General features: G+C 63.9%; 20 protein-coding genes and 1 pseudogene. 12 read left to right on the top strand and 9 right to left on the bottom strand.

Going from position 1 to position 21,311, the window contains the following annotated elements; translation table 11 throughout:
* A pseudogene (locus tag P7F60_RS15025) lies at positions 1-314 on the bottom strand (plasmid partitioning protein RepA); the annotation flags it as partial.
* 180 nt (positions 315-494) lie between these two features.
* Between P7F60_RS15025 and P7F60_RS15030 the strand changes: the two are divergent.
* From P7F60_RS15030 to P7F60_RS15055, 6 genes are all read left to right on the top strand, one after another.
* Positions 495-1,154: a class II aldolase/adducin family protein gene (locus tag P7F60_RS15030; RefSeq protein ID WP_277918554.1), complete on the top strand. Its 660-nt coding sequence runs from the start codon at positions 495-497 to the stop codon at positions 1,152-1,154.
* A gap of 13 nt (positions 1,155-1,167) precedes the next feature.
* The gene (locus P7F60_RS15035) at positions 1,168-2,220 is read left to right on the top strand and encodes a class II aldolase/adducin family protein (RefSeq protein WP_277918555.1); all 1,053 of its coding nucleotides are present in this window, start codon (positions 1,168-1,170) and stop codon (positions 2,218-2,220) included.
* Positions 2,217-3,497 (top strand): FGGY-family carbohydrate kinase, encoded by a 1,281-nt coding sequence (locus P7F60_RS15040; protein WP_277918556.1) that lies wholly within the window; start codon positions 2,217-2,219, stop codon positions 3,495-3,497. The genes P7F60_RS15035 and P7F60_RS15040 overlap by 4 nt, the downstream gene beginning before the upstream one ends.
* Positions 3,497-4,324, top strand: a complete 828-nt coding sequence (locus tag P7F60_RS15045) for a TIGR01459 family HAD-type hydrolase (RefSeq protein ID WP_277918557.1) — start codon at positions 3,497-3,499, stop codon at positions 4,322-4,324. The genes P7F60_RS15040 and P7F60_RS15045 overlap by 1 nt, the downstream gene beginning before the upstream one ends.
* A gap of 198 nt (positions 4,325-4,522) precedes the next feature.
* Positions 4,523-5,293 carry a triose-phosphate isomerase gene (locus P7F60_RS15050; RefSeq protein WP_277918558.1) on the top strand — a complete coding sequence of 257 codons (771 nt, stop codon included), beginning with the start codon at positions 4,523-4,525 and terminating at the stop codon, positions 5,291-5,293.
* Positions 5,294-5,332: 39 nt separating this feature from the next.
* On the top strand, positions 5,333-5,773 hold the full coding sequence (locus tag P7F60_RS15055; RefSeq protein ID WP_277918559.1) for an RpiB/LacA/LacB family sugar-phosphate isomerase: 441 nt from the start codon (positions 5,333-5,335) through the stop codon (positions 5,771-5,773).
* A 64-nt stretch (positions 5,774-5,837) separates the two neighbouring features.
* On the opposite strand, the gene fhuF is transcribed toward P7F60_RS15055, so the two are convergent.
* The 5 genes from fhuF to P7F60_RS15080 form a co-directional block, all read right to left on the bottom strand.
* Positions 5,838-6,614 (bottom strand): siderophore-iron reductase FhuF, encoded by a 777-nt coding sequence (fhuF, locus tag P7F60_RS15060; protein ID WP_277918560.1) that lies wholly within the window; start codon positions 6,612-6,614, stop codon positions 5,838-5,840.
* 166 nt (positions 6,615-6,780) lie between these two features.
* Complete coding sequence (locus tag P7F60_RS15065) at positions 6,781-7,818, bottom strand: extracellular solute-binding protein (protein ID WP_277918561.1); 1,038 nt, start codon at positions 7,816-7,818, stop codon at positions 6,781-6,783.
* An 86-nt stretch (positions 7,819-7,904) separates the two neighbouring features.
* Positions 7,905-8,693, bottom strand: a complete 789-nt coding sequence (locus P7F60_RS15070; RefSeq protein WP_277918562.1) for an ABC transporter permease — start codon at positions 8,691-8,693, stop codon at positions 7,905-7,907.
* The gene (locus tag P7F60_RS15075; protein ID WP_277918563.1) at positions 8,690-9,586 is read right to left on the bottom strand and encodes an ABC transporter permease; all 897 of its coding nucleotides are present in this window, start codon (positions 9,584-9,586) and stop codon (positions 8,690-8,692) included. Before P7F60_RS15075 ends, P7F60_RS15070 begins: the two co-directional genes overlap by 4 nt.
* The gene (locus tag P7F60_RS15080; RefSeq protein ID WP_277918564.1) at positions 9,583-10,665 is read right to left on the bottom strand and encodes an ABC transporter ATP-binding protein; all 1,083 of its coding nucleotides are present in this window, start codon (positions 10,663-10,665) and stop codon (positions 9,583-9,585) included. The genes P7F60_RS15075 and P7F60_RS15080 overlap by 4 nt, the downstream gene beginning before the upstream one ends.
* Positions 10,666-10,992: 327 nt before the next feature.
* Here P7F60_RS15080 and P7F60_RS15085 point away from each other — a divergent pair, with 327 nt between their 5' ends.
* From P7F60_RS15085 to P7F60_RS15105, 5 genes are all read left to right on the top strand, one after another.
* Positions 10,993-12,525, top strand: a complete 1,533-nt coding sequence (locus tag P7F60_RS15085; protein WP_277918565.1) for a 4-hydroxyphenylacetate 3-hydroxylase family protein — start codon at positions 10,993-10,995, stop codon at positions 12,523-12,525.
* A 135-nt stretch (positions 12,526-12,660) separates the two neighbouring features.
* On the top strand, positions 12,661-13,074 hold the full coding sequence (locus tag P7F60_RS15090; RefSeq protein ID WP_277918566.1) for a RidA family protein: 414 nt from the start codon (positions 12,661-12,663) through the stop codon (positions 13,072-13,074).
* Positions 13,075-13,080: 6 nt separating this feature from the next.
* Positions 13,081-13,755, top strand: coding sequence for a DUF1028 domain-containing protein (locus tag P7F60_RS15095; RefSeq protein ID WP_277918567.1), 675 nt, complete (start codon positions 13,081-13,083; stop codon positions 13,753-13,755).
* Positions 13,756-13,777: 22 nt separating this feature from the next.
* A complete protein-coding gene (locus tag P7F60_RS15100; protein ID WP_277918568.1) occupies positions 13,778-15,268 on the top strand; it encodes an aldehyde dehydrogenase in 1,491 nt (496 codons plus the stop codon).
* A gap of 52 nt (positions 15,269-15,320) precedes the next feature.
* On the top strand, positions 15,321-16,256 hold the full coding sequence (locus P7F60_RS15105) for a LysR family transcriptional regulator (RefSeq protein WP_277918569.1): 936 nt from the start codon (positions 15,321-15,323) through the stop codon (positions 16,254-16,256).
* Here the strand turns inward: P7F60_RS15105 and argE are convergent.
* On the bottom strand, positions 16,253-17,410 hold the full coding sequence (argE, locus tag P7F60_RS15110; protein WP_277918570.1) for an acetylornithine deacetylase: 1,158 nt from the start codon (positions 17,408-17,410) through the stop codon (positions 16,253-16,255). The two genes, P7F60_RS15105 and argE, sit on opposite strands and share 4 nt — an antisense overlap.
* A 220-nt stretch (positions 17,411-17,630) precedes the next feature.
* Here argE and P7F60_RS15115 point away from each other — a divergent pair, with 220 nt between their 5' ends.
* Positions 17,631-19,700: an FAD-dependent oxidoreductase gene (locus P7F60_RS15115; RefSeq protein WP_277918571.1), complete on the top strand. Its 2,070-nt coding sequence runs from the start codon at positions 17,631-17,633 to the stop codon at positions 19,698-19,700.
* Positions 19,701-19,774: 74 nt separating this feature from the next.
* Here the strand turns inward: P7F60_RS15115 and P7F60_RS15120 are convergent, their stop codons facing one another.
* Together P7F60_RS15120 and dapB are read right to left on the bottom strand one after the other, a co-directional pair.
* Positions 19,775-20,410 (bottom strand): 2,3-bisphosphoglycerate-dependent phosphoglycerate mutase, encoded by a 636-nt coding sequence (locus P7F60_RS15120; RefSeq protein ID WP_277918572.1) that lies wholly within the window; start codon positions 20,408-20,410, stop codon positions 19,775-19,777.
* Positions 20,411-20,488: 78 nt separating this feature from the next.
* Complete coding sequence (gene dapB / locus P7F60_RS15125) at positions 20,489-21,310, bottom strand: 4-hydroxy-tetrahydrodipicolinate reductase (protein WP_277918573.1); 822 nt, start codon at positions 21,308-21,310, stop codon at positions 20,489-20,491.
* Between the last annotated feature and the right edge of the window lies 1 nt (position 21,311).

Below are 21,311 nucleotides of genomic sequence, written 5' to 3' on the forward strand. Positions count from 1 at the left end.
CGCGGAAAGATATCCAGCGCATCGGCCGGATTACTGCGCCGGGCGGAAAATTGCGCCCGAAGGGCATTGATCTGGGCAAGCGTGAAGGCGCGACGGCCATTCGCCAGCCGCATCGGCTCCGGCCCCTCGCCGGCGAGATCGATGGTGCGGATCGAGGATTCGGAAAGGCCGAGCATCCGCGCCACCTCCAGCGTCGTGAAGGTGCGCAACGATTTGCGCGCCTCCGGCGGATAGAGCGCATGGCGCAGCGATGTCAGCTTTTCCGACAGCAGCTCCGCATAGCGGATGATCTTTTCAGGGGTCTCTTCAACCATGTTTTCGGCCCAATTGATGGTTTTCTATCGCAATCGCGAAAATTTCCGTCAATGCGTGTATGTCCCGACGTAAAGCGATTTGTCCATCCATCCTGGACGAGAATTTTCACACCCCGATGAAAAAGTTGCGAGCCGCAACGAAAGAGCTGATAAACAGCAGCGAAAAAATTCCTCCCAAGGATGAGACGCATGGACGACGAAACCCGCCTGCGCATGGCGATCATCGACAAGGCCCGCTGGATGAATTCCTCCGGCCTCAACCAAGGCACGTCCGGCAATATCAGCGTGCGCCATGGCGACCGAATGCTGATCACGCCTTCCGGCATCGCCTATGACACGCTGACGCCGGACATGATCGCTTCCATGCCGGTCGACGGCGAATACGGCGCCTGGGACGGGCCGAAAAAGCCCTCGGTCGAATGGCGTTTCCATCTCGACATCCTCAAGGCGCGACCGGAGGTGATGGCGACGGTGCATACCCATTCCATGTATGCCACCATCCTCGCCATCGCCCGTAAGCCGATCCCGCCCTGCCATTACATGATCGCCGCCTTCGGCGGATCGGATGTGCGGGTCTGCGACTATGCGAAATATGGCACCAAGGAGCTTTCCATCAATGTGCTCAAGGCGATGGAGGGCCGTAGCGCCTGCCTGATGGCCAATCACGGCATGCTGGCCACCGGCTCCAGCCTCGACAAGGCGATGTGGGCGGCCGTCGAACTGGAAACCATCGCCAAGCAATATTACCATAGCCTGCTGATCGGCGGTCCGGTCCTGCTCTCCGAGGAAGAGATCGACCGGGTGGTGCGCGAATTTCATGGCTACGGGCTGAAAACATAGGCGGAGACGGAGGATGGGATCGAGTGAGTTCGAGGCATTGCTGGATCTGTCCGCCGAAATCGGCGCCGATCCGAAACTGGTGCAGGCTGCCGGCGGCAATACCTCGCTGAAGGAAAGCGGCATCCTGTGGATCAAGGCGTCAGGCCTGTGGCTGGCGCATGCGCGAGAACGCGACGTTATGGTGCCGGTGGCGCTCGAACCCCTGCTCGAAGCGCTGGCGCGCGGCAATCCGGCGGCGGAACAGGCGCAGGATTTCGTCATCGCCGAGCGCAATCCCTCCGGACTGCGCCCTTCCATCGAAACCACCGTGCATGCACTGATGCCGCAGAAGGTCGTGGTGCATGTGCATTGCGTCGAGACCATCGCCACCGCGGCTCTGGAGGAGGCAGAACGCGTCACTGCCGAGCGGTTGCACGATATTCCCCATGCCTATGTGCCCTATATCCGCCCCGGCCTGCCGCTAGCCCGCACCATTGCCGCGCGCCTTGAGGAGGATACCTGCGTGCTGGTGCTCGGGAACCACGGGCTGGTGGTCGCCGCCGAAACGGTGGAGGCGGCGCGCGCTTTGCTGGAACGCGCCTGCGCCCGGCTGGCCTGGCCGGTCCGTTCAGCACCGCCGGCCGACAAGCCGGCGCTGATGCGCCGCGCGGCCGGCAGCAATTATGTTTTGCCGGACGAAGACGACCTGCACGCCTCCGCCACCGATCCCGACAATTGCCGGATTGCCGGCGGCGGGAGCCTGTATCCCGATCATGTGATTTTTCTGGGCCAGTGCGTTACGATTGCCGAGCCGGATGAGACGGCCCACGACATCGAAGCCGGCTTCGCCGTCAACGGCCTGACGCCGCCGCCGCTCCTGCTGTTTCCGGCTCAGGGCGTTCTGGTGCGCAAGGATATCAGCCTCGGTGCGCTGGCGCTGGCGCGCTGCCTCGCCGACGTCACCGCCCACATTCCCGCCGATGCGCCGATACGCTACCTCACCGATGCCGAAAATGCCGAACTGCTCGGCTGGGACGCGGAAAAATACCGGCAAGCGCTGAACCGCAATGAACGGGGCATCTCATGATCGATTTGCCGCTGGTCATCGGCATCGATATCGGCACGTCCGGCGCCCGCGCCGTCGCCATGGGCCTCGACCGTCGCGTCGCCGCCTCCGGTATGGCGAAGCTGGCCGATTTTTCCGACGACCATCGTGCCCCGGAGGCTTGGGCCGCAGCGGTGGACACGGCTCTCGGCTTCGTGCTCGCTGCCGTCGATCCCGGCCGCGTCAGGGCAATCGCCATAGACGGCACCTCCGGCACGCTGTTGCCGGTCAACGAGAAAGGCGGGCCGCTGGCGCGGCCGATGATGTATAACGACCCGGTCGAGGATAAGGCGATCCTGTCGCGCATCGCCGCACTTGCGCCGCAGGACAGCGCCGTCCATGGCAGTACCTCGGGACTGGCGAAGGCGTTGTGGTTTCAGAGCCGGGTCTCGCCGCATCGTATCCTGCATCAGGCTGACTGGCTGGCCGGCCGCTTGATCGGCCGCTACGAAATATCCGATGAAAACAACGCCTTGAAAACCGGCTACGACCCGATTGCGCGGCGTTGGCCGGACTGGATCGCTGAAACCGGCCTCGACATGGGGCTATTGCCGCAGGTGGTTCCCGCCGGCGCGCCGCTCGACCATATCTCGAACGAAACAGCCGCGCGTTTCAAACTCTCGCCCAAAACCCTCGTCGTTGCCGGCACCACGGATGGCTGCGCCTCCTTCCTCGCCACCGGCGCCGACAAGCCGGGCGACGGCGTCACGGCACTCGGCACGACGATGACGATCAAGCTGCTTTCCAAGAGGCCGCTGTTCGCCCCGGAATACGGGCTTTACAGCCATCGCATTGGCGACCACTGGCTAGCCGGCGGCGCCTCGAACAGTGGCGGCATCGTGCTCGCCAGCCATTTTTCGGATGCCCGCATTGCAGAACTGTCGAAATCCATCGATGCAACGCAGCCGACCGGGCTCGATTATTACCCGCTGACAAAACCCGGCGAACGCTTTCCCATCAACGATCCACAGTTCCAGCCGCGCATGACGCCACGCCCTCGCGACGATGCCCGCTTCCTGCAGGCGATCTTCGAAGGCATCGCCGGCATCGAGAAACTGGCCTATGCGCGACTGCAAAGCCTTGGCAGCCCGGCCTTGCGCAATGTGCGCACGGTCGGCGGCGGGGCGAAGAACGCCGCCTGGTCGGCTATCCGCGCCCGGACTCTGAACGTTCCCTTCCCCGCCGTAGCCTCGGAAGACGCGGCGGCCGGCACGGCGCGGCTGGCCCTGCAGGGCGCGCGCATCGCGGAGTTCCTGTGATGAAACCCGAACCCATCTTCGGCATGGCGGCGCTGACGGCACGTTACGACGCCTTCCTGGTCGACCAGTTCGGCGTGCTGCTCAGTGGGCGCGGTCCCTATCCGGGAGCAGCGGAGGCGCTTTCGGCGCTGAAGGCGGTGGGCAAGACGGTCATCATCCTCTCAAATTCGGGAAAACGCGCTTCCGAGAACAGCCGCCGCCTGGCGCAGCTCGGTTTCGACCCGGCAAGCTGGGACGTGTTCCTGACCTCAGGCGAGGTCGCCTGGCGCATGCTGGCCAAGGAGGACGGGACCGCGAAAACCTGCATGCTGATCAGTCGCGACGGCGATACGTCCGCCATCGACGGCCTCGGCCTGACCCGGACCGACAGCGGCGAGGATGCCGAGGTCATCCTGCTGACCGCCAGCGAGGGCGATCTCTATCCCCTTTCCCACTACGAGGCGTTGCTTACGCCGGCGGCGCGGCGCAACGTTCCCTGCCTCTGCACCAACCCTGACAAGGTGATGCTGACACGAGATGGCACCAGCTTCGGCGCCGGCCGCATCGCGGAACTCTATCAGGAACTGGGCGGCACGGTGCGCTGGATCGGCAAGCCATATCCGGACATGTACAGCATAGCCCGCGAATTGGCCGGCGTGCCGGATGGCCGCATCTGCTGCGTCGGCGATAGCATCGAGCATGATATCGCCGGGGCCACCGAGGCCGGCTTCGCCTCCGTGCTGGTCACCACCGGCATCCTGGCCCAAGCGACAGAAACCGAGCGGCAACGGCTGTTCTCCGAACATGGCTGCACGCCGGATTATATCCTGCCAAAGTTCCTCTGGTAAAAAATCACAGTCTTGATTCCCGTAAATAACAAAACATCATCACAAATTATCATATACTCATTGAAAACATAACATACCGATGTTATGTTTGCGATGTCGATCGGGCGAGGACGGCGATCGGACAATCGAAAGACAAGGCACGTCAGCATGACAAACCACGAGGCTTGTCGCGCCGTGCCCGTTCTCGGGAGGACGATGATGGCCGGACCGTCATATTGGGTTGGAACGAGTTGGAAAATGAACAAGACGCTGGCCGAGGCCATGGCTTTCGCCGAGGCAATCGCCGACGCCGATCCGGCGCGCGATCCGCGCGTGCAGCGTTTCGTCATTCCGCCCTTCACGGCGGTGCGCGAGATCAAGCAACGTCTCGCCGCAAGCAGCGTCAAGGTCGGCGCGCAGAATATGCATTGGGACGATGCCGGCGCGTGGACGGGTGAGGTGTCGCCCCTGATGCTGAAGGATTGCAATCTCGACATCGTCGAACTCGGCCATTCCGAGCGCCGCGAATTCTTCAATGAAACGGACAAAACGGTCGGCTTGAAGACAGCCGCCGCCGTCCGCCACGGCCTGGTGCCGCTGATCTGCATCGGCGAAACATTGGCCGAACGCGAGGCCGGCGAGGCGGATGCGGTGCTCAGCCGCCAGGTGGAGGGCGCGCTCGCGCTGCTGCAGGGCGAAGACCGGAGCAAGCCTGTGCTGCTTGCCTATGAGCCGGTCTGGGCCATCGGCGTCAATGGCATTCCGGCGACCGCCGATTATGCCGACGAACGCCACAGCATGATCGCCGAGGTTGCGAAGGCGACGCTCGGCGTCGCCGTGCCGGTTCTCTACGGCGGCAGCGTCAATCCCGGCAATTGCGAGGAGTTGATTTCGCAAAAGCATATCGACGGGCTGTTCATCGGTCGTTCCGCCTGGCATCCCGAAGGCTATCTCGACATTCTCGCACGCGTTTCCAGGGCGCTCGGCTGAACGCCGGCACCCTCTCAAGTGGACAGAAAGGGCAAACCCATGAAAATCGTTCTCGGAGCAGACAGCGCCGGCAAGCCGCTTCTCGACGTCATCGAAGCGCATCTCAAGACCAAATCCGATCTCGAAGTCGTCAACCTCAGCCAGTCCGGCTTCTATGCAGACCTGTCGCAGAAGGTCGCCCAGACCATTATCGACGGCGAGCACGAGCGCGGCATCCTGATCTGCGGCACCGGCATCGGCGTCTGCATCTCGGCCAACAAGGTGCCGGGCATCCGCGCCGCGCTGACCCATGACACCTATTCGGCCGAGCGCGCCGCCAAGTCGAACAACGCCCAGATCATCACCATGGGCGCCCGCGTCATCGGCCCGGAACTGGCCAAGGCCATCGTCGACACCTGGCTTGCTTCGGAATTCGATCCGAACGGCTCCTCCGCCGACAACGTCAAGGCCATCGACCGCCTGGATGCCGCCAAGGCCTGATCTCGTACCCTTCGACAGAGACACGCGCCCGGCCCCGGACGTCCCGGTGGCCGGGCCTTTCGTTTCAGAAACGCCCCTCCGGCAGCGGACAAACCATGCCGCAGCCGGGAACGCCGGGCAGCGCATAACGCAGGCAGCAGACGCGCCGGCGGCCATGCCCGACCATCTCCGCATCGCACTCCCGCCGGATCATGCCATGCAACGGGTTTTTCCAGCCGTCCGGCCAGAACGGCTGGTCGAGCAGGGCGCTGCCTTCGGCGGCCAACTTCGGATCGGTTTGCCGCCCGGTTTCCATGACTGCCCAGGAAAAATAGCCTGCAGCATTAGCCCAGAGCAGCTTGCGGCTGATGTGGCCGAGATTGGCTATTGCTTCGACCAGCGGCTCGACGTGGCGGCGGAAGAGATCATGCATCGCCGCATGAATGGAAAGATCGGGCGCGGCGTCGCCGGTTCCGGCCAGCACGAAGGCGCGCGGCTCCGCGGTCTCGGGATCGAGACAGATCGTCATCTCATCGAGCGCGAGCGGCAAGCGCCGGCGCAGTTCCAGCCAGGAAATCGCCGCACCGATCATCAGGATGCTGAAATAATACATGGTCCACATCGACACCACCGCTCGCCGGTCGGCGACGCCATATTTGGCCGTGTAGCGGTCGATGACATCGCAAAAGAGATCGGCATCGAGCAGGTCGCGGCAGGCGATACAGCGCAGGCCGGACGGCGCTTCGCAGAGGAAGCGGCTCCGGCAATAGGCATATTTTTCGCCCGTACGGGCCGCAAGCAGCGCGTCGAAGTCAGCGACACGCGCGGGCGGCGACGGCGCCGCCGTGGCCGCGCCGCTCATCTCGTTCCACCCGTTGCCGTTGCGCAGTCATGCATGGTCTGCCCGTTCCCTTTTCGTTGGCCCGGGCCGGAACATATAAACAGGACTGACGCCGTCAACTTTTATTTCGCATACACGCGATCGGGCGGGCGGCCGCCGAGGCAGGCTCCTGGCGGCCTTTTTCCGTTTATTGCAGCAGTTGCGTCCAGACCTTGGTCACCAGTTCCTGCGCCGCAGGCGAGCAGGCCTGGCCCATCTTCACCGGCACGGTTGGAAAAAGCTCGGGCGCGTTTTCCTTGTTGTAGAGCGCCTTGGCGGCATCGATCTTCATCGGCGTCGAATGGCCGTAGTAATTGTATTGCGCGGTGGCGTTTTCTTCCTCGGCCATGAAGTTGATGAACTTCTTGGCGTTGTCGATATTGGCCGCGCCCTTTGGCACGACATAGGAATCCAGCCAGCCGACCAGCCCTTCCTTGGGCATGGCATATTCGACATTGGCCTTGTCGTTGCGGCGCAGGCGCAGGCTGTTGCCGTCCCACCAGAAATGGGCGGCGACTTCGCCGCTGCCGATGCGGTTTTCGATATTGTCGCTGGAATAGGCGGTGACGAAGGGCTTTTGCGCCATCAGAAGGTCGAGCACCTTCTTCATCGCCTGCGGATCCTCGCTGCAATAGGGGATGCCGAGATAGTTCTGGGCGGCGGGGATGACCTCGTCCGGCTGCGCCAGGCTGGCGATCTTGCCCTGCAATTCCGGGCCGGGCTCGAAATAGATCTTCCAGCTATCCACCGGCCCCTTGTAGAGGTCGCGATTGACGGTGAAGCCGGCATTGCCGAAGGCGAGCGGAATGGAATAGCTGCCGTTCGGATCCCACCAGGGCTTCTGCCATTCCGGCAGAACCTGCTGATAGGCAGGCATGGCATTGGCGCCGATATCCTCCAGCAGGCCGCTATCGCCCATGATCTTCACAAAATGCTGCGACGGCGTCACCACGTCGTAACCTGAAGAGCCGGCCTGCAATTTCGTCAGCAGATCCTCGTTGGAGGAAAAGGCATCGACGGTAACCTTGATGCCTGTTTCCTTCTGGAATTTGGCGATCAGATCCGGCGCGAGCGAATCGGCCCAGGCATAGACGGCGAGCGTTCCCTCGGCATGCGCGGCCGGGCCGGAGAGAAGGCTGAGGGCAGTTGCCGCGGCAAGCGCGGCGAAGCGTATTTTTGCGTGCATGTCGTTCCCCTTTTTGTACCCGGGGACGATAGCAAAACCTGCCATTCGATAAATTTGGAAAGGCCGAGGCGCTGATTAGGAAACGCCTATTCCCGGCGCTGGATAATAAAGGCCAGCGTCGCCAGCCCCACCGAGGCGATCATGATCAGCGTCGAGATGGCATTGAGCTGCGGCGAGACGCCCTGGCGGATCAGCGAGAAGATATAGACCGGCAGCGTCGTCGCCCCGCCGGAGTTCAATAGCGTGCTGGTGATGAAATCGTCCATGGAGATGACGAAGGCCAGCATGCCGCCGCTGAACACGCCCGGCATGATCAGCGGCAGGGTCACCCGGCGAAACGCCACCCAGCCGGACGCATAGAGATCGCGCGCCGCCTCCTCCAGATCGGCATCCATGCCCTGCAACCGGGCGCGGATCGGCAGGAAGGCGAAGGGAATGCAGAAGGTGGTGTGGGCGATGACAAGCTTCACCAGGCCGTTGGCAATGCCGAGTTCCGAAAACAGGATGAGCACGGCCACCGCAACGACGATTTCCGGCAGCAGCAGCGGCAGGTTGACGACAGTTTCGGAGACGCGGCGGAAGCGGACATTGCGGCCGCGCACGATGACCAGCGCCGCCATCAGCGCCACCGTGGTCGAGATCGTGGTGGCGATCGCCGCGACGATCAGCGAAATCCGTACCGCATCCAGCAACGCCGCGTTCGACAGCGCCGCCCCATACCAGGCGAGCGAAAACCCGCCCCAGTTGGAAACGATGCGGTTGGCATTGAAGGAATAGAAGACGACGACGGCAATCGGCAGATAGAGGTAGATAAAGAACAGCAGGCTGAACAGGCCGAAGCCCGGATAGGCGCGCACGGAGAAACGCTTGCTCATCGGGCGGCCTCCCGGCCTTCGCGGCGGACGGCGGAGAGGCCGCGCACCGTCAGGAAAATCAGTACCGACGCCATCAGCACGATGGAGATCGCCGCCCCCAGCGGCCAGTTGCGCGCCGCACCGAACTGGAGTTGGATCAGGTTGCCCATCATCATCGCCTTGCCGCCACCGAGCAGCGTCGGCTCCAGCACCGCGCCGAGGCAGGGCACGAAGACGAGGATGGCGCCGGCCAGCATGCCGGGCGCGCAGAGCGGCAGGATGACGCGGCGGAGCGTCGTGAAGCGGCTGCCGTAGAGATCGTGCGAGGCCTCGACCAGCGCCGGATCGAGCTTCTCGATCGAGGCGAAGATCGGCAGGATCATCAGCGGGATATAGCTGTAGACGAGGCCGGTCAGCATGGCCGTGTCGGTAAACAGCAGGCTGCCGATATCGGGAAGCCCGAGCGCCAGCAGCGCCTTGGCGACAACGCCGTTATTGCCGAGGATGATGATCCAGGAATAGACGCGCACGATCATCGACACCCAGAAGGGCAAGGTCACCAGATAGATCAGCGCCACCTTCCGCTCGCGGCTTTGCAGCGAAATGAAATAGGCGACCGGAAAGCTGCAGGCGAGACAGATCGCCGTCGTCGCCAGCGCCAGCAGCAGCGTGCGGCCGACGACGATCAGATATTGCGGATTGAACTCCAGCTCGCCCGTCCAGCCCTCGTTGAACAGGATCTGCCGGTAGGGGGCGATGGTGAAGATGTAATCGAAGCCGCCATAGGGGCCGCGCGTCGAGAAGGAGACGAGGATGATGATGCCGACCGGCACGATCAGCGTCAGCAGCATGATGACATGCGCCGGCAAAAGGCCGAGCACGTTCCAGCCGAAAAGCGGACGCCGCGCGCTCATGCGCCGAGAACCCGCGCCGATTCGGCGGCAAAGCTGACCTGGATCGGCTGGCCGACCTCGAACATGCCGCTGCGGCTCTGGCTGTTGCGCTTGGAAACCCGGAGCCGTGTCTGCCCGGCCTCGACGACATAATGGGTGAATCCGCCGAGATAATTGGCGCTGACGATGCGCCCGCCGACGGAAATCTGTCCCGCCTGGGCCGGCAGGCTGATCTTTTCCGGCCGGATGGAGAGCACCGCCCTGGCCGCCGAAGCGACATGCTTCTGCGGCGCGCTGATTGTCATGCCCAACGGAATGGAGACTGTGGCATTGTCGCCTTCCACGGAAAGCACTTCAGCGTCGAGGAAATTGGTCTCACCGATGAAATCGGCGACGAAGCGGTTCGACGGCTCTTCATAGATATCGGCGGGCGTGCCGAGTTGCTGCACCTGGCCGTCGCCGAGCACGCAGATGCGGTCGGACATATCCAGCGCCTCCTCCTGGTCGTGGGTGACGAAGACGAAGGTGATGCCGGTCTGGCGCTGCAGGTTGCGCAGCTCGTCGCGCATCGCCTGCCGCAGCTTCAGATCCAGCGCCGACAGCGGTTCGTCGAGCAGCAGCACCTCCGGCTCGGGGGCAAGTGCCCGGGCCAGCGCGATGCGCTGCTTCTGCCCGCCCGACAATTGCTGCGGCCGGCGGCCGGCGAATTTTTCCATATGCACCAGCCGCATCATGTCGGCGACGCGGCTCAGGCGCCGCTCCTTCTCCCAGCCGAGATTTTCGAGGCCGAAGGCGATGTTCTGCTCCAGCGTCATGTGCGGAAACAGCGCATAGTTCTGGAAGACGGTGTTGACCCGGCGCTTGTGCGGCGGCAGGCCCTGAATATCGGCGCCGCGCAGGCGGATTTCGCCCGATGTTGGCTGCTCGAAGCCGGCGATCATCCGCAAAAGCGTGGTCTTGCCGCAGCCGGACGGGCCGAGCATGGTGAAGAATTCGTTCTCGTAGATATCGAAGCTGACCGGTTGCAAGGCCTGGAAATGGCCATAGGCCTTCGATACACCGGCGATCTCGACGGCCTTGATGCGCTCGCGCGTGTTCATGGAGATGGTCTCCGTTTCCCTTGTAAACCAAGGTGTGCTGTCTCTGGCGGGCGATCTTTTCGCGGCTTTCGCCAACGCGCACCCGTCCCCTCTGGAAAGCGACGATATCGGCGGGGCCAGCCCCGAGACAGAATGAATCTCCGAAGTCCGGCATCGCATTTTCCGAAGCCTGACGATTAGGGTGAGCCTAATTCCTGCGAAGAAAACTGTTCCTTTAACCTATGCCGACCCCGACATAACGTCGCCGCCAAGATCGCGGCGCGCCTCCGGCCCGGCGCGGAAAGAACAAGCCGGGGTTTTGCCCGGCCCCTTGCAGGAGACACCCGAATGATCCGCACCGGCGAGCAGTATCGCGATTCCATCCGCGACGGCCGCGAAGTCTTCATCAACGGCGAAAAGGTCAAGGATGTCGCCACGCATCCGATGTTCAAGCCGCTGGTCGATATCCGCGCCCGCATCTACGACATGCAGCACGAGACGGCGACGCAGGACATCATGTCCTATGTCGACAACGGCGAGCGCAACGCCATCGGCAACAAACTGCCCTATACACAGGACGACTGGTGGGCCAAGCGCCGCGCCACCGACGCCGTGCTGAACGATATCAACGGCGTCGTCACCCGCGTCGGCGACGAGACGGTCGGCGAAATGTGGTCGCTCTATGACGGCCAGGACGTGCTCAACGAGGTCGATCCGCGTTTCTCGGAAAACATCCGCAACCACATCTCGCATGTGCTGCATAGCGATCCCTTCCACGTTTCGGCCAACACCGACCCCAAGGGCGACCGCTCCAAGGCGCCGCAGGACCAGGATCCGCACATGCTGCTGCATGTCGTCAAGGAAACCGATGCCGGCATCGTCGTGCGCGGCGCCAAGTATGAGACGGCCGCCGCCTATGCCAACCAGGCCTTCACCAAGCCGACCATCGCCAACTGGGGCAACGAGGCCTATTCGGATTATGCCGTCGGCTTCATCTGCGATCTCGGCTCGCCGAACCTAAAATTCATCTGCCGCACCGGTTTCGCCGGCCGGGCCAATGCCGAGGATTATCCGCTCGCCAACCGTTTCGACGAAGTCGACACCATCGTCATCTTCGACAACGTGCTGATCCCTTGGGAAAACGTGCTGTTCTACCGCCACACCAAGGCGGCGACCTTCATCCGCGCGACGCTGCACCGCTATTCGGCCTTCGCCTTCGTACAGCGCAACCTGAAGCTCGCCGACATGATGATCGGCGCCGCCCTGTTCAACGCGCGCCAGACTGGCCTCGACAAGCAGCAGGCTGTGCAGGAAAAGCTATCGGAACTGGCCTGCTACCGTGAAAACATCAATGCGCACCTGACGGCCGCCATCGCGCTCGGCGAAAAATCGCCGACCGGGCTGATGATGCCGAACCAGTCGCTGCTCTATACCGGCCGTTACCTTGCATGCTCGCAATTGCATCACATGATGCATATCGCCCGCGAGCTCTGCGGCGGCCAGATCTGCGTCACCCCGGATGCGGCCTCCTTCCATCACCCGGAAACCAAGCCCTGGCTCGACAAGTATTACACCATCAACGACGAATGGGTCGCCGAGGATCGCCGCAAGCTGCTCGCCTTCGCCCGCGACATGCTGAACTCGGACTATGCCGGCCATCGGCTGACCTTCCAGCTCTTCGCCCAGTCGCCGCCGTTTGCGCATCTCGCCGCCGTCTACCGCAATTTCGACTGGAACGGCCCGCTCGGTTTCGTCAAGGACGCCGCCTCGCTCTCCGACAAGGTCGTCGGCAAGGCCAAGCTGCACAAGGACGATAGCGCCACCGCGCAATGGTATGCCGCGCAGGCGGAATCCGAAAACCGCAAGGCCGCAGCCGAATAGCCCCCGAAGAGCAAGGGAACGATCACGATGGACGCAGCGCCCGATCCGGAACGTCGCCTAACATTCCTGGCCGGCATGCGCCAAGCGGCTTGCCGCGATTTTCTGACCAGCCATAGCTTCGAATAGGACAAGACCATGCAACACCGCCGGCACCGCCCCTTCAACACCAAGGACACCTATCCCGAGCAGAAGCTCGACAACGATCTCTGCCAGGCCGTCGTGGCGCGCGGCACGACGATCTTCCTGCGCGGCCAGTGCCCGCAGGATCTCGACACCGCCAAGAATATCGACAGCCACGATCCCGTCGAGCAGACGCACAAGGTGATGCAGAACATCAAGCAGCTCATCGAGGAATGCGGCGGCACGATGGAACATCTGGTCAAGGTGGTCGTCTACATCACCGATGTCCGCCATCGCGAGGCCGTCTACCGCACCATGGGCGAATATATCAAGGGCGTGCATCCGGTCTCCACCGGCCTCGTCGTGCAGGCGCTTGCCCGGCCGGACTGGCTGGTGGAAATCGACGGCACCGCCGTCATCCCGGACTGAGCCGCCATGACCTTCTCCATCGTCGCGCGCTGCGCGAAGACCGGCATGTTCGGCGTCGCCGTCTCTTCCTCGTCTCCGGCGGTGGCGGCGCGCTGCGCCTATGCGCAGGCGGGTGCCGGCGCCGTCGCCAGCCAGAACGTCACCGACCCGACGCTGGGCGTCCGCGGGCTGGAACTGCTGGCCCGTGGAGCATCGGCCGAAGAGACCGTCGCCATCCTCAAGCGCACGGGCGCCCATACCGACTATCGGCAGGTTCTGGTGGTCGATGGCGAAGGCGGCACGGCCATCCATTCCGGACCGAATGCGCTCGGCATTTGGGCCGAGGCCAAGGCGGAGAATGTCGCCTGCGGCGGCAACCTGCTCGCCCATGACGGCATTCCCCAGGCGATGGTCGACGGTTTCCTCGCCTCCGAAGGCCATCTCGGTGATCGTCTCATCGCCGCCATGCGCGCCGGCCTGAAGGCCGGCGGCGAGGTAGGCCCGGTGCGCTCCGCCGGCATGAAGCTGGTGCGCGACGTCTCCTGGCCGGTGGCCGATCTGCGCTGCGACTGGACGGACGCCTGCCCCATCGAGGAACTGTCGAACCTCTGGGAGATCTACAAGCCGCAGCTCGATGCCTATGTAACCCGCGCCATCAACCCTTCGGAAGCGCCGAGCTACGGCGTTCCCGGCGACGAATGACCCTTCTGCTCAGGAGCCCGCGATGACCGCCCTCACCCATCAGGACTGGATCGGCAAGGCCGCCGCCATCCGTTTCCGCGACCAAGCCTTCATCGACGGCAAATTCGTGCCGGCGCGTTCGGGCCGGCGCTTCGCCAGCATCAACCCGGCGACGGGCGAGACGCTGGCCGAAGTCGCTTCCTGCGGCGAGGAGGATATCGATCTCGCGGTCGCCGCCGCGCGCCGCAGCTTCGAAGCCGGCGCTTGGTCACGGGCCGCTCCCGCCCATCGCAAGGCCGTGTTGCTGCGCCTCGCCGAACTGCTGCGCGAAAACCTGCATGAGCTGGCGCTGCTCGAATCGCTCGACATGGGCAAGCTGGTCAACGATGCCGTCGCCGTCGACGTGCCCGGCTCCGCCGGCATCTTCCAATGGTATGCCGAGGCCATCGACAAGGTCTATGACGAGGTGGCGCCGACCGGCGAGGGCGATCTCGTCATCATCAGGCGCGAGGCGCTCGGCGTCGTCGGCGCGGTCGTGCCGTGGAATTTCCCGCTCGACATGGCCACCTGGAAATGCGCGCCGGCGCTCGCCGCCGGCAATTCTGTGGTGCTGAAGCCGGCCGAGCAATCGCCCTTCTCGGCGCTGCGGCTGGCGGAACTGGCGATGGAAGCCGGCCTGCCCGCCGGCGTGCTCAACGTCGTGCCGGGCCTCGGCGAGACCGCCGGCCAGGCGCTTGGCCGCCACCGCGATGTCGATTGCCTGGCCTTCACCGGCTCGACGGCGGTCGGCAAGATGTTCCTGCAATATTCCGGCCAGTCGAACATGAAGCAGGTCTGGCTGGAGACCGGCGGCAAGAGCCCCAACCTCGTCTTTGCCGATTGCGCCGATCTCGATGCGGCGGCCGACATGGCCGCCTTCGGCATCTTCTTCAACCAGGGCGAAGTCTGCTCGGCCAATTCCCGCCTGCTCGCGCATCGCGACGTCAAGGATGCGCTGGTCGAAAAGCTGGTGGCCCGCGCAGCCCTCACCCAGCCGGGCGATCCGCTCGACCCGGCCTCGAAGATGGGCGCCATGGTCGATGCCCATCACACCAGCCGCGTCATGCGCTTCATTGAGGCCGGCAAGAAGAGCGCCCGCCTCGTCACCGGCGGCGAGCAGGTGACGGTCAACGGTCGCGGCAGCTTCGTGCAGCCGACCATCTTCGACAACGTCTCGCCCGAGGACACGCTGGCGCGCGACGAAATCTTTGGCCCCGTTCTCTCCGTCATCACCTTCGACGACGAGGACGAGGCGATCCGGATGGCCAATGACAGCATCTACGGCCTCGCCGCCTCCGTGTGGACCGACAGCCTGTCGCGGGCGCACCGCGTCGCCGGCCGGCTGCGGGCCGGAACGGTGTCGGTCAACACCGTCGATGCCTTGAGCCCGATGACGCCCTTCGGCGGCATCAAGCAATCCGGTTTTGGCCGCGACCTGTCGCTGCACGCCTTCGATAAGTATACGGCACTGAAAACGACCTGGATCAAGTACTAGCAGATCGGTCGGGCGGCTTGATCGCCGCCCGTAAACCGGCAACATAAGGCCCATGCCCTTACGTTTCACACTCCGCCAGCTCGAATATTTCGTCGCCGTCGGCGAGGCCGGCTCGATCGCCAAGGCCGCCGAGCAGGTCAATGTCTCGCCGCCCTCGATTTCCGCTTCCATCGCGCAACTGGAGGCCGAATTCGGCATCCAGCTTTTCGTGCGCAAGCATTCGCATGGCCTGTCGCTGACGGCCGGCGGGCGCGTCTTCCTCAAGGAAGCAGCACGCATCCTCGCCGATGCCGATGCCCTACACGCCGTTGCCGGCGATATTTCCGACCGTGTGCGCGGCCCGCTCACCGTCGGCTGTCTGCTGACCTTCGCGCAGATCGTCCTGCCGTCGCTGCGGCGCAAGTTCGAACTGGCGCATCCCGATGTGCGCATCCGCCAGTTCGAGCGCAACCAGGGCCAGCTTTTCGAGATGCTGCAGCGAGGCGAAATCGATCTCGCCTTGACCTACGATCTGGAACTGTCGCAGGACATGGCCTTCGAACCGCTGGTTCAGCTACCGCCCTATGTCATGCTGCCGGCCCATCACCGGCTGTCCGACCGCCGCTCCATCGAACTGGAAGAGTTGGTGGATGAGCCGATGGTGCTGCTCGACCTGCCTTTCAGCCGCGAATATTTCCTCTCCGTGTTCCACGGCAAGGGGCTGCGGCCGAACATCGGCGAACGCACCGGCGATATCGCCGTGATGCGTTCGATGGTCGCCAACGGTTTCGGCTACGGCATCGCCAATATGCGCCCGCTCAACACCATGTCGCCGGATGGCAAGCCGTTGTCCTTCGTCGCGCTTGGCGGCGGCGCGCGGTCGCTGACCATGGGCGTCGCCGTGCCGGCCGCCGAATACCGCACCCAGACCACCCAGGCTTTCATCGACCATTGCCGCATCTTCATGGGCGAACAGGGCGTTTTCGGGCTGGAGCCGGTGGACGGTTAAAACTCGGCGCTCACCATCCGTTCGACCAGCGCTTCCAGCATCGCGTCGCAACGGCGCATCTGCTCGATGCTGACGAATTCGTCGGGCTTGTGCCCTTGCGCCATCGAGCCCGGCCCGCAGACCACGGTCGGCGTGCCGACATCGCGGCTGAACAGCCCGCCCTCGGTGCCGAAGGCCACCTTGATCGTGCCGTTGGCGCCGAGCAGCGACTTGACGAAGGCGACGGCCGGCGAAGCCACCGGCGTATCGAGGCCGGGATAGGCATTGGTGACGTCGATCTCGATGGCTGCCTCCGGCACCCGCTCGGCGACGCCGGCAACGATCTCCTCCGCCCGCATCCGCAATCCCGACAGCAGCGTGTCGGCATCGTCGGCGGCGATGTTGCGGATCTCGAAATCGATCTCACAGCGATTGGGCACGATGTTGAGCGCCACGCCGCCGGACATTTTTCCCACATGCACCGTGGTATAGGGGATGTCGTAATCGGCATCGCGCGCGCCCTCGCACGCCAGCCGGTCCTGCTCGTTTCGCAGCACGCCGACGAAATCGCAGCCGAGATGCAGCGCGTTCAGCGCCAGCGGCGCCAGCGCCGAATGGCCTTCGCGGCCGCAGCAGGTGGCACGGGCGGCAAGCTTGCCCTTGTGGCCGGTCGCGACCTGCATCTCGGTCGGCTCACCGACGAGGCAGAGCCATGGCTTCACCGGCATGTCCGCCAGCATGCCGACAAGGCTGCGCACGCCGAGGCAGCCGACCTCCTCGTCATAGGAGAGCGCCAGATGCAGCGGCACTTTGAGGGGCTTGCGCGCCGCCATCACCATGGCCCGCAGGGCGCAGGCGACGAAACCCTTCATATCCGCCGTACCACGGCCATAAAGACGGCCGTCATGCTGCGTCAGCGCGAAAGGCGGCATGGTCCAGGCCTGGCCCTCCACCGGGACGACATCGGTATGGCCCGACAGCATTACGCCCGGCCGATCCACCGGGCCAACGGTGGCGAACAGGTTGGCCTTGCCGCCAGCCGCATCGTGGATCAGTTCATAGGCAATGCCGTGCTCCTCCAGCACCTTGGCGACATAGGAAATCAGCCCGAGATTGGAATCGCGGCTGACGGTCGGGAAAGCGACCAGTTTTTCGAGAATCGCGATGCTGTCCATGCGGAGCCCCTTCTTCTTTGTGTGCAATGTCTAGCAGCAGGCCCGGAAGCGCCAAAATCGCATTTTCCTTTGCAGGGCTTCAGGTCAAGCTTCGCTTCCTTAGGCATGGCCTAAGCGTGGCAGAAGAAAACTTTTGTTTTCCCCGCGGGCCGTTGCGCTAACACTGCGCCCGGCCTTTGCAAAGGGTTCTATCCGCTTGCCGCATGAGGGGAAATTTCGAATGCGCGATCCACGCTATGACATCCTGTTCGAGCCGATGAAGATCGGGCCGGTGACGGCGAAGAACCGCTTCTATCAGGTGCCGCATTGCAATGGCGGCGGGTATCGCGATCCGTCCGCCGCCGCCGAGATGCGCCGCACCAAGTCCGAAGGCGGCTGGGGGGTCATCTTCACCGAACAGACCGAAATGCACCACACCTCGGAAATCACCCCCTTCATCGAGCTGCGCCTGTGGGACGACGCCGATATTCCGGCGCTCGCCAAGATGGCCAAGTGCATGCATGAATACGGGGCGCTGGCCGGCGTCCAGCTTGCCTATTCCGGCATCAACGGCCCGAATCTTTACACCAAGGAAGTGCCGCGCGGCCCTTCCGCCCTGCCGATCCGCACCTTCACCAACGATCCGGTGCAGGCGCGCGCCATGGACAAGCAGGACATTCGCGACCTGCGCCGCTGGCACCGCAACGCCTTCAAGCGCGCCAGACAGGCCGGCTTCGACCTCGTCTGCCTCTACGGCGCCCATGGCTTCGGCATCATCCAGCACTTTTTGTCGACGGCCACCAACCAGCGCACCGACGAATATGGCGGCTCGCTGGAAAACCGCTCGCGGCTGATGCGCGAACTGATCGAGGAAGGCCGCGACGCCATCGGCGACACCTGCGGGTTGACGCTGCGCCTGTCCCTCGACGAAATGATCGGCGAACTCGGCTTCGCCAATTCCGAAGTGCGCGACATGATCGAGATGCATGCCGACCTGCCGGATCTCTGGGATTTGGCGCATGGCGCCTGGGAAGACTGTTCCGGCCCCTCGCGCTTCAAGGAAGAGGCGGCGCAGGAAAGCCTGGTCTCCGGCATCAAGAAACTGACCTCCAAGCCAGTGGTCGGCGTCGGCCGCTTCACCTCGCCGGATGTGATGGTGCGGATGATCAAGTCCGGCACGCTGGATTTCATCGGCTGCGCGCGTCCCTCGATTGCCGATCCCTTCCTGCCGAAGAAGGTCGAGGAAGGTCGCATCGAGGATATCCGCGAATGCATCGGTTGCAATATCTGCGTCACCGGCGACATGACCATGTCGATCTCGCGCTGCACCCAGAACCCGACCTTCATGGAGGAATGGCGCAAGGGCTGGCATCCCGAACGGATGCAGGCCAAGGGCGAGAGCGAGACGGTGCTGATCGTCGGCGCTGGCCCGGCCGGGCTGGAGGCCGCCCGGGCGCTCGGCTCACGCGGCTACAAGGTGGCGCTGGCCGAGGCCGGCACCGAGCTTGGCGGCCGCGTCGCCCGCGAATGTCGCCTGCCGGGCCTCTCGGCCTGGGGCCGCGTGCGCGATTACCGCCAGTACCAGCTCAGCCAGATGGAGAATGTCGACATTTATTTCGACAGCCGTCTTTCGGCCGACGACATTCTCGGTTTCGGTTTCGAAAACGTCGCCATCGCCACCGGCTCGACCTGGCGGCGCGACGGCGTCGCCCGCGCCCATGTGGTGCCGATGCCCATCGATCCGGCCATGCCGGTCTATACGCCCGACGACCTGATGGACGGCAAGATTCCGACCGGCAATGTCGTGCTGTTCGATGACGACCATTATTACATGGGCGGCGTGATTGCCGAACTGATGGCCCGCCAGGGCGCAAAGGTGACACTGGTCACCCCCTCGGCCTATGTCTCGGACTGGACGCGCAACACGCTGGAGCAGATGGCCATCCATCGCCGCCTCGTCGAGGCCGGCGTCGAGATCGTGCTGAACCGCGCAGTGACCTCCGTCGAGGCCGGCGGCGTGACGACGGCCTGCGCCTATACCGGGATGACCTCGGAGCTATCAGCCGATGCCGTGGTGCTGGTCACCTCGCGCCAGCAGGACGACAGCCTCTGGCAGGAGCTGAAGGCGAGCGAAAGCGAATGGGCCGAAAACGGCATCCGCTCCATCAAGGTGATCGGCGATGCGGAAGCGCCCGGCCCGATCGCCTGGGCCACCTATGCCGGCCACCGCTTCGCCCGCGAGATGGACGAGCCGGATATCGGCGACGCCCTGCCCTTCCGCCGCGAAGTGACGGCGCTGGCGGCGGACTGATCGCCCGACAGAACGACAAAGGCCGCCGGGAGGGCATCCCGTCGGCCTTTGTTATTTCAAGAATTCAGAGACGCTCAGTGGGCGCCGGACATGTCGCCCAGCACTTCCTTGGAGGCGACGGTCGAATCGGCGTTGAGGCGATAGACCATCGGCACGCCGGTCGCGAGGTTGAGTTCGAGGATCTGTTCCTTGCTCAGGCGGTCGAGGACCATGACCAGCGAGCGCAGCGAATTGCCGTGGGCGGCGACCAGCACCTTCTTGCCCTGCAGCACCAGCGGCAGGATCTCGGTCAGGTAATAGGGCCAGACGCGGGCGCCGGTGTCGCGCAGGCTTTCGCCGCCGGGCGGCGGAATGTCGTATGACCGGCGCCAGATATGCACCTGCTCCTCGCCCCACTTCTTGCGCGCATCGTCCTTGTTGAGGCCGGAGAGATCGCCGTAGTCACGCTCGTTCAAGGCCTGGTCGCGGATCGTCTTCAGGTCCGGCTGGCCGACCTTGTCGAGGATGATCTTGCAGGTATCCTGCGCGCGCTTCAGATCCGAGGTGAAGGCGATATCGAATTTGATGCCTGTATCGGCGAGCGCCTGGCCGCCGGCATTGGCTTCCCGGACGCCGAGTTCGGTCAGTTCCGGGTCTTTCCAGCCCGTGAACAGGTTTTTCAGGTTCCAGTCGCTCTGGCCGTGGCGGACGAGGACGAGGGTGCCGGTCATGTAGTGCCTCCTAGAGCATTATCAGGAAAGGTGCGTAGCGGTTTTCCGTCCGGAAATGCGACAGAATAAGATGAAGCGTTATCGCGTGAGCCCGAGAACGTCGAGCATGGAATAGAAACCGGGCTTCTTGTCACGCGCCCAGAGCGCCGCGCTGATTGCGCCGCGCGCGAAGATCGAGCGGTCGCCGGCGCTGTGCGACAGGGTGACGATCTCGCCTTCGCCGGCGATCAGGACGCTATGTTCGCCGATGACCGAGCCGCCGCGCAGCGTCGCAAAGCCGATGGCGCCCTTCGGCCGCGCACCGGTATGGCCATCGCGGCTGCGCACCGAATGATTGGCGAGATCGATGCCGCGCCCGCGCGCCGCCGCCTCGCCGAGCAGCAGCGCCGTGCCGGAGGGCGCATCGACTTTATGCTTGTGGTGCATTTCAAGGATTTCGATGTCCCAGTCATTGCCGGGAAGCGCCCGCGCAGCCTGTTCCGTCAGGACGCCGAGCAGGTTGACGCCGAGGCTCATATTGCCGGATTTGACAACCCGCGCATGACGTCCGGCGGCTTTGATTTTCTCTTCTTCCTCGACCGAGCAGCCGGTGGTGCCAACCACATGCACGATGCGGGCCTGCGCCGCGAGCCCGGCGAAATTCACCGTTGCCGCCGGCGAAGTGAAATCGAGCACGCCCTCGCCATGCAGGAAGGCTGCCAGCGGATCATCGCCGATGATGACGCCTGTCGGCCCCAGTCCGGCGATTTCACCGGCATCCTTGCCGACGAAAGGCGAACCGCTGCGTTCCACGGCGGCATGCAGCATGACGCCGTCCATAGCCGCGATGGTGCGGATCAGGGTCTGGCCCATGCGGCCGGCAGCACCGACGACGACCAGCTTCATTGGCGCTTCGCTCATG

The organism is Rhizobium sp. YJ-22, assembly GCF_029601685.1.
In the GTDB taxonomy this organism is placed as follows: Bacteria; Pseudomonadota; Alphaproteobacteria; order Rhizobiales; family Rhizobiaceae; genus Metarhizobium.

Bases quoted from the DNA above. Each gene is read 5' to 3' on its own strand.
- P7F60_RS15030 (WP_277918554.1), top strand. From the start codon at position 495: ATGAGACGCATGGACGACGAAACCCGCCTGCGCATGGCGATCATCGAC.
- P7F60_RS15035 (WP_277918555.1), top strand. From the start codon at position 1,168: ATGGGATCGAGTGAGTTCGAGGCATTGCTGGATCTGTCCGCCGAAATC.
- P7F60_RS15040 (WP_277918556.1), top strand. From the start codon at position 2,217: ATGATCGATTTGCCGCTGGTCATCGGCATCGATATCGGCACGTCCGGC.
- P7F60_RS15045 (WP_277918557.1), top strand. From the start codon at position 3,497: ATGAAACCCGAACCCATCTTCGGCATGGCGGCGCTGACGGCACGTTAC.
- P7F60_RS15050 (WP_277918558.1), top strand. From the start codon at position 4,523: ATGGCCGGACCGTCATATTGGGTTGGAACGAGTTGGAAAATGAACAAG.
- P7F60_RS15055 (WP_277918559.1), top strand. From the start codon at position 5,333: ATGAAAATCGTTCTCGGAGCAGACAGCGCCGGCAAGCCGCTTCTCGAC.
- fhuF (WP_277918560.1), bottom strand. From the start codon at position 6,614: ATGAGCGGCGCGGCCACGGCGGCGCCGTCGCCGCCCGCGCGTGTCGCT.
- P7F60_RS15065 (WP_277918561.1), bottom strand. From the start codon at position 7,818: ATGCACGCAAAAATACGCTTCGCCGCGCTTGCCGCGGCAACTGCCCTC.
- P7F60_RS15070 (WP_277918562.1), bottom strand. From the start codon at position 8,693: ATGAGCAAGCGTTTCTCCGTGCGCGCCTATCCGGGCTTCGGCCTGTTC.
- P7F60_RS15075 (WP_277918563.1), bottom strand. From the start codon at position 9,586: ATGAGCGCGCGGCGTCCGCTTTTCGGCTGGAACGTGCTCGGCCTTTTG.
- P7F60_RS15080 (WP_277918564.1), bottom strand. From the start codon at position 10,665: ATGAACACGCGCGAGCGCATCAAGGCCGTCGAGATCGCCGGTGTATCG.
- P7F60_RS15085 (WP_277918565.1), top strand. From the start codon at position 10,993: ATGATCCGCACCGGCGAGCAGTATCGCGATTCCATCCGCGACGGCCGC.
- P7F60_RS15090 (WP_277918566.1), top strand. From the start codon at position 12,661: ATGCAACACCGCCGGCACCGCCCCTTCAACACCAAGGACACCTATCCC.
- P7F60_RS15095 (WP_277918567.1), top strand. From the start codon at position 13,081: ATGACCTTCTCCATCGTCGCGCGCTGCGCGAAGACCGGCATGTTCGGC.
- P7F60_RS15100 (WP_277918568.1), top strand. From the start codon at position 13,778: ATGACCGCCCTCACCCATCAGGACTGGATCGGCAAGGCCGCCGCCATC.
- P7F60_RS15105 (WP_277918569.1), top strand. From the start codon at position 15,321: ATGCCCTTACGTTTCACACTCCGCCAGCTCGAATATTTCGTCGCCGTC.
- argE (WP_277918570.1), bottom strand. From the start codon at position 17,410: ATGGACAGCATCGCGATTCTCGAAAAACTGGTCGCTTTCCCGACCGTC.
- P7F60_RS15115 (WP_277918571.1), top strand. From the start codon at position 17,631: ATGCGCGATCCACGCTATGACATCCTGTTCGAGCCGATGAAGATCGGG.
- P7F60_RS15120 (WP_277918572.1), bottom strand. From the start codon at position 20,410: ATGACCGGCACCCTCGTCCTCGTCCGCCACGGCCAGAGCGACTGGAAC.
- dapB (WP_277918573.1), bottom strand. From the start codon at position 21,310: ATGAGCGAAGCGCCAATGAAGCTGGTCGTCGTCGGTGCTGCCGGCCGC.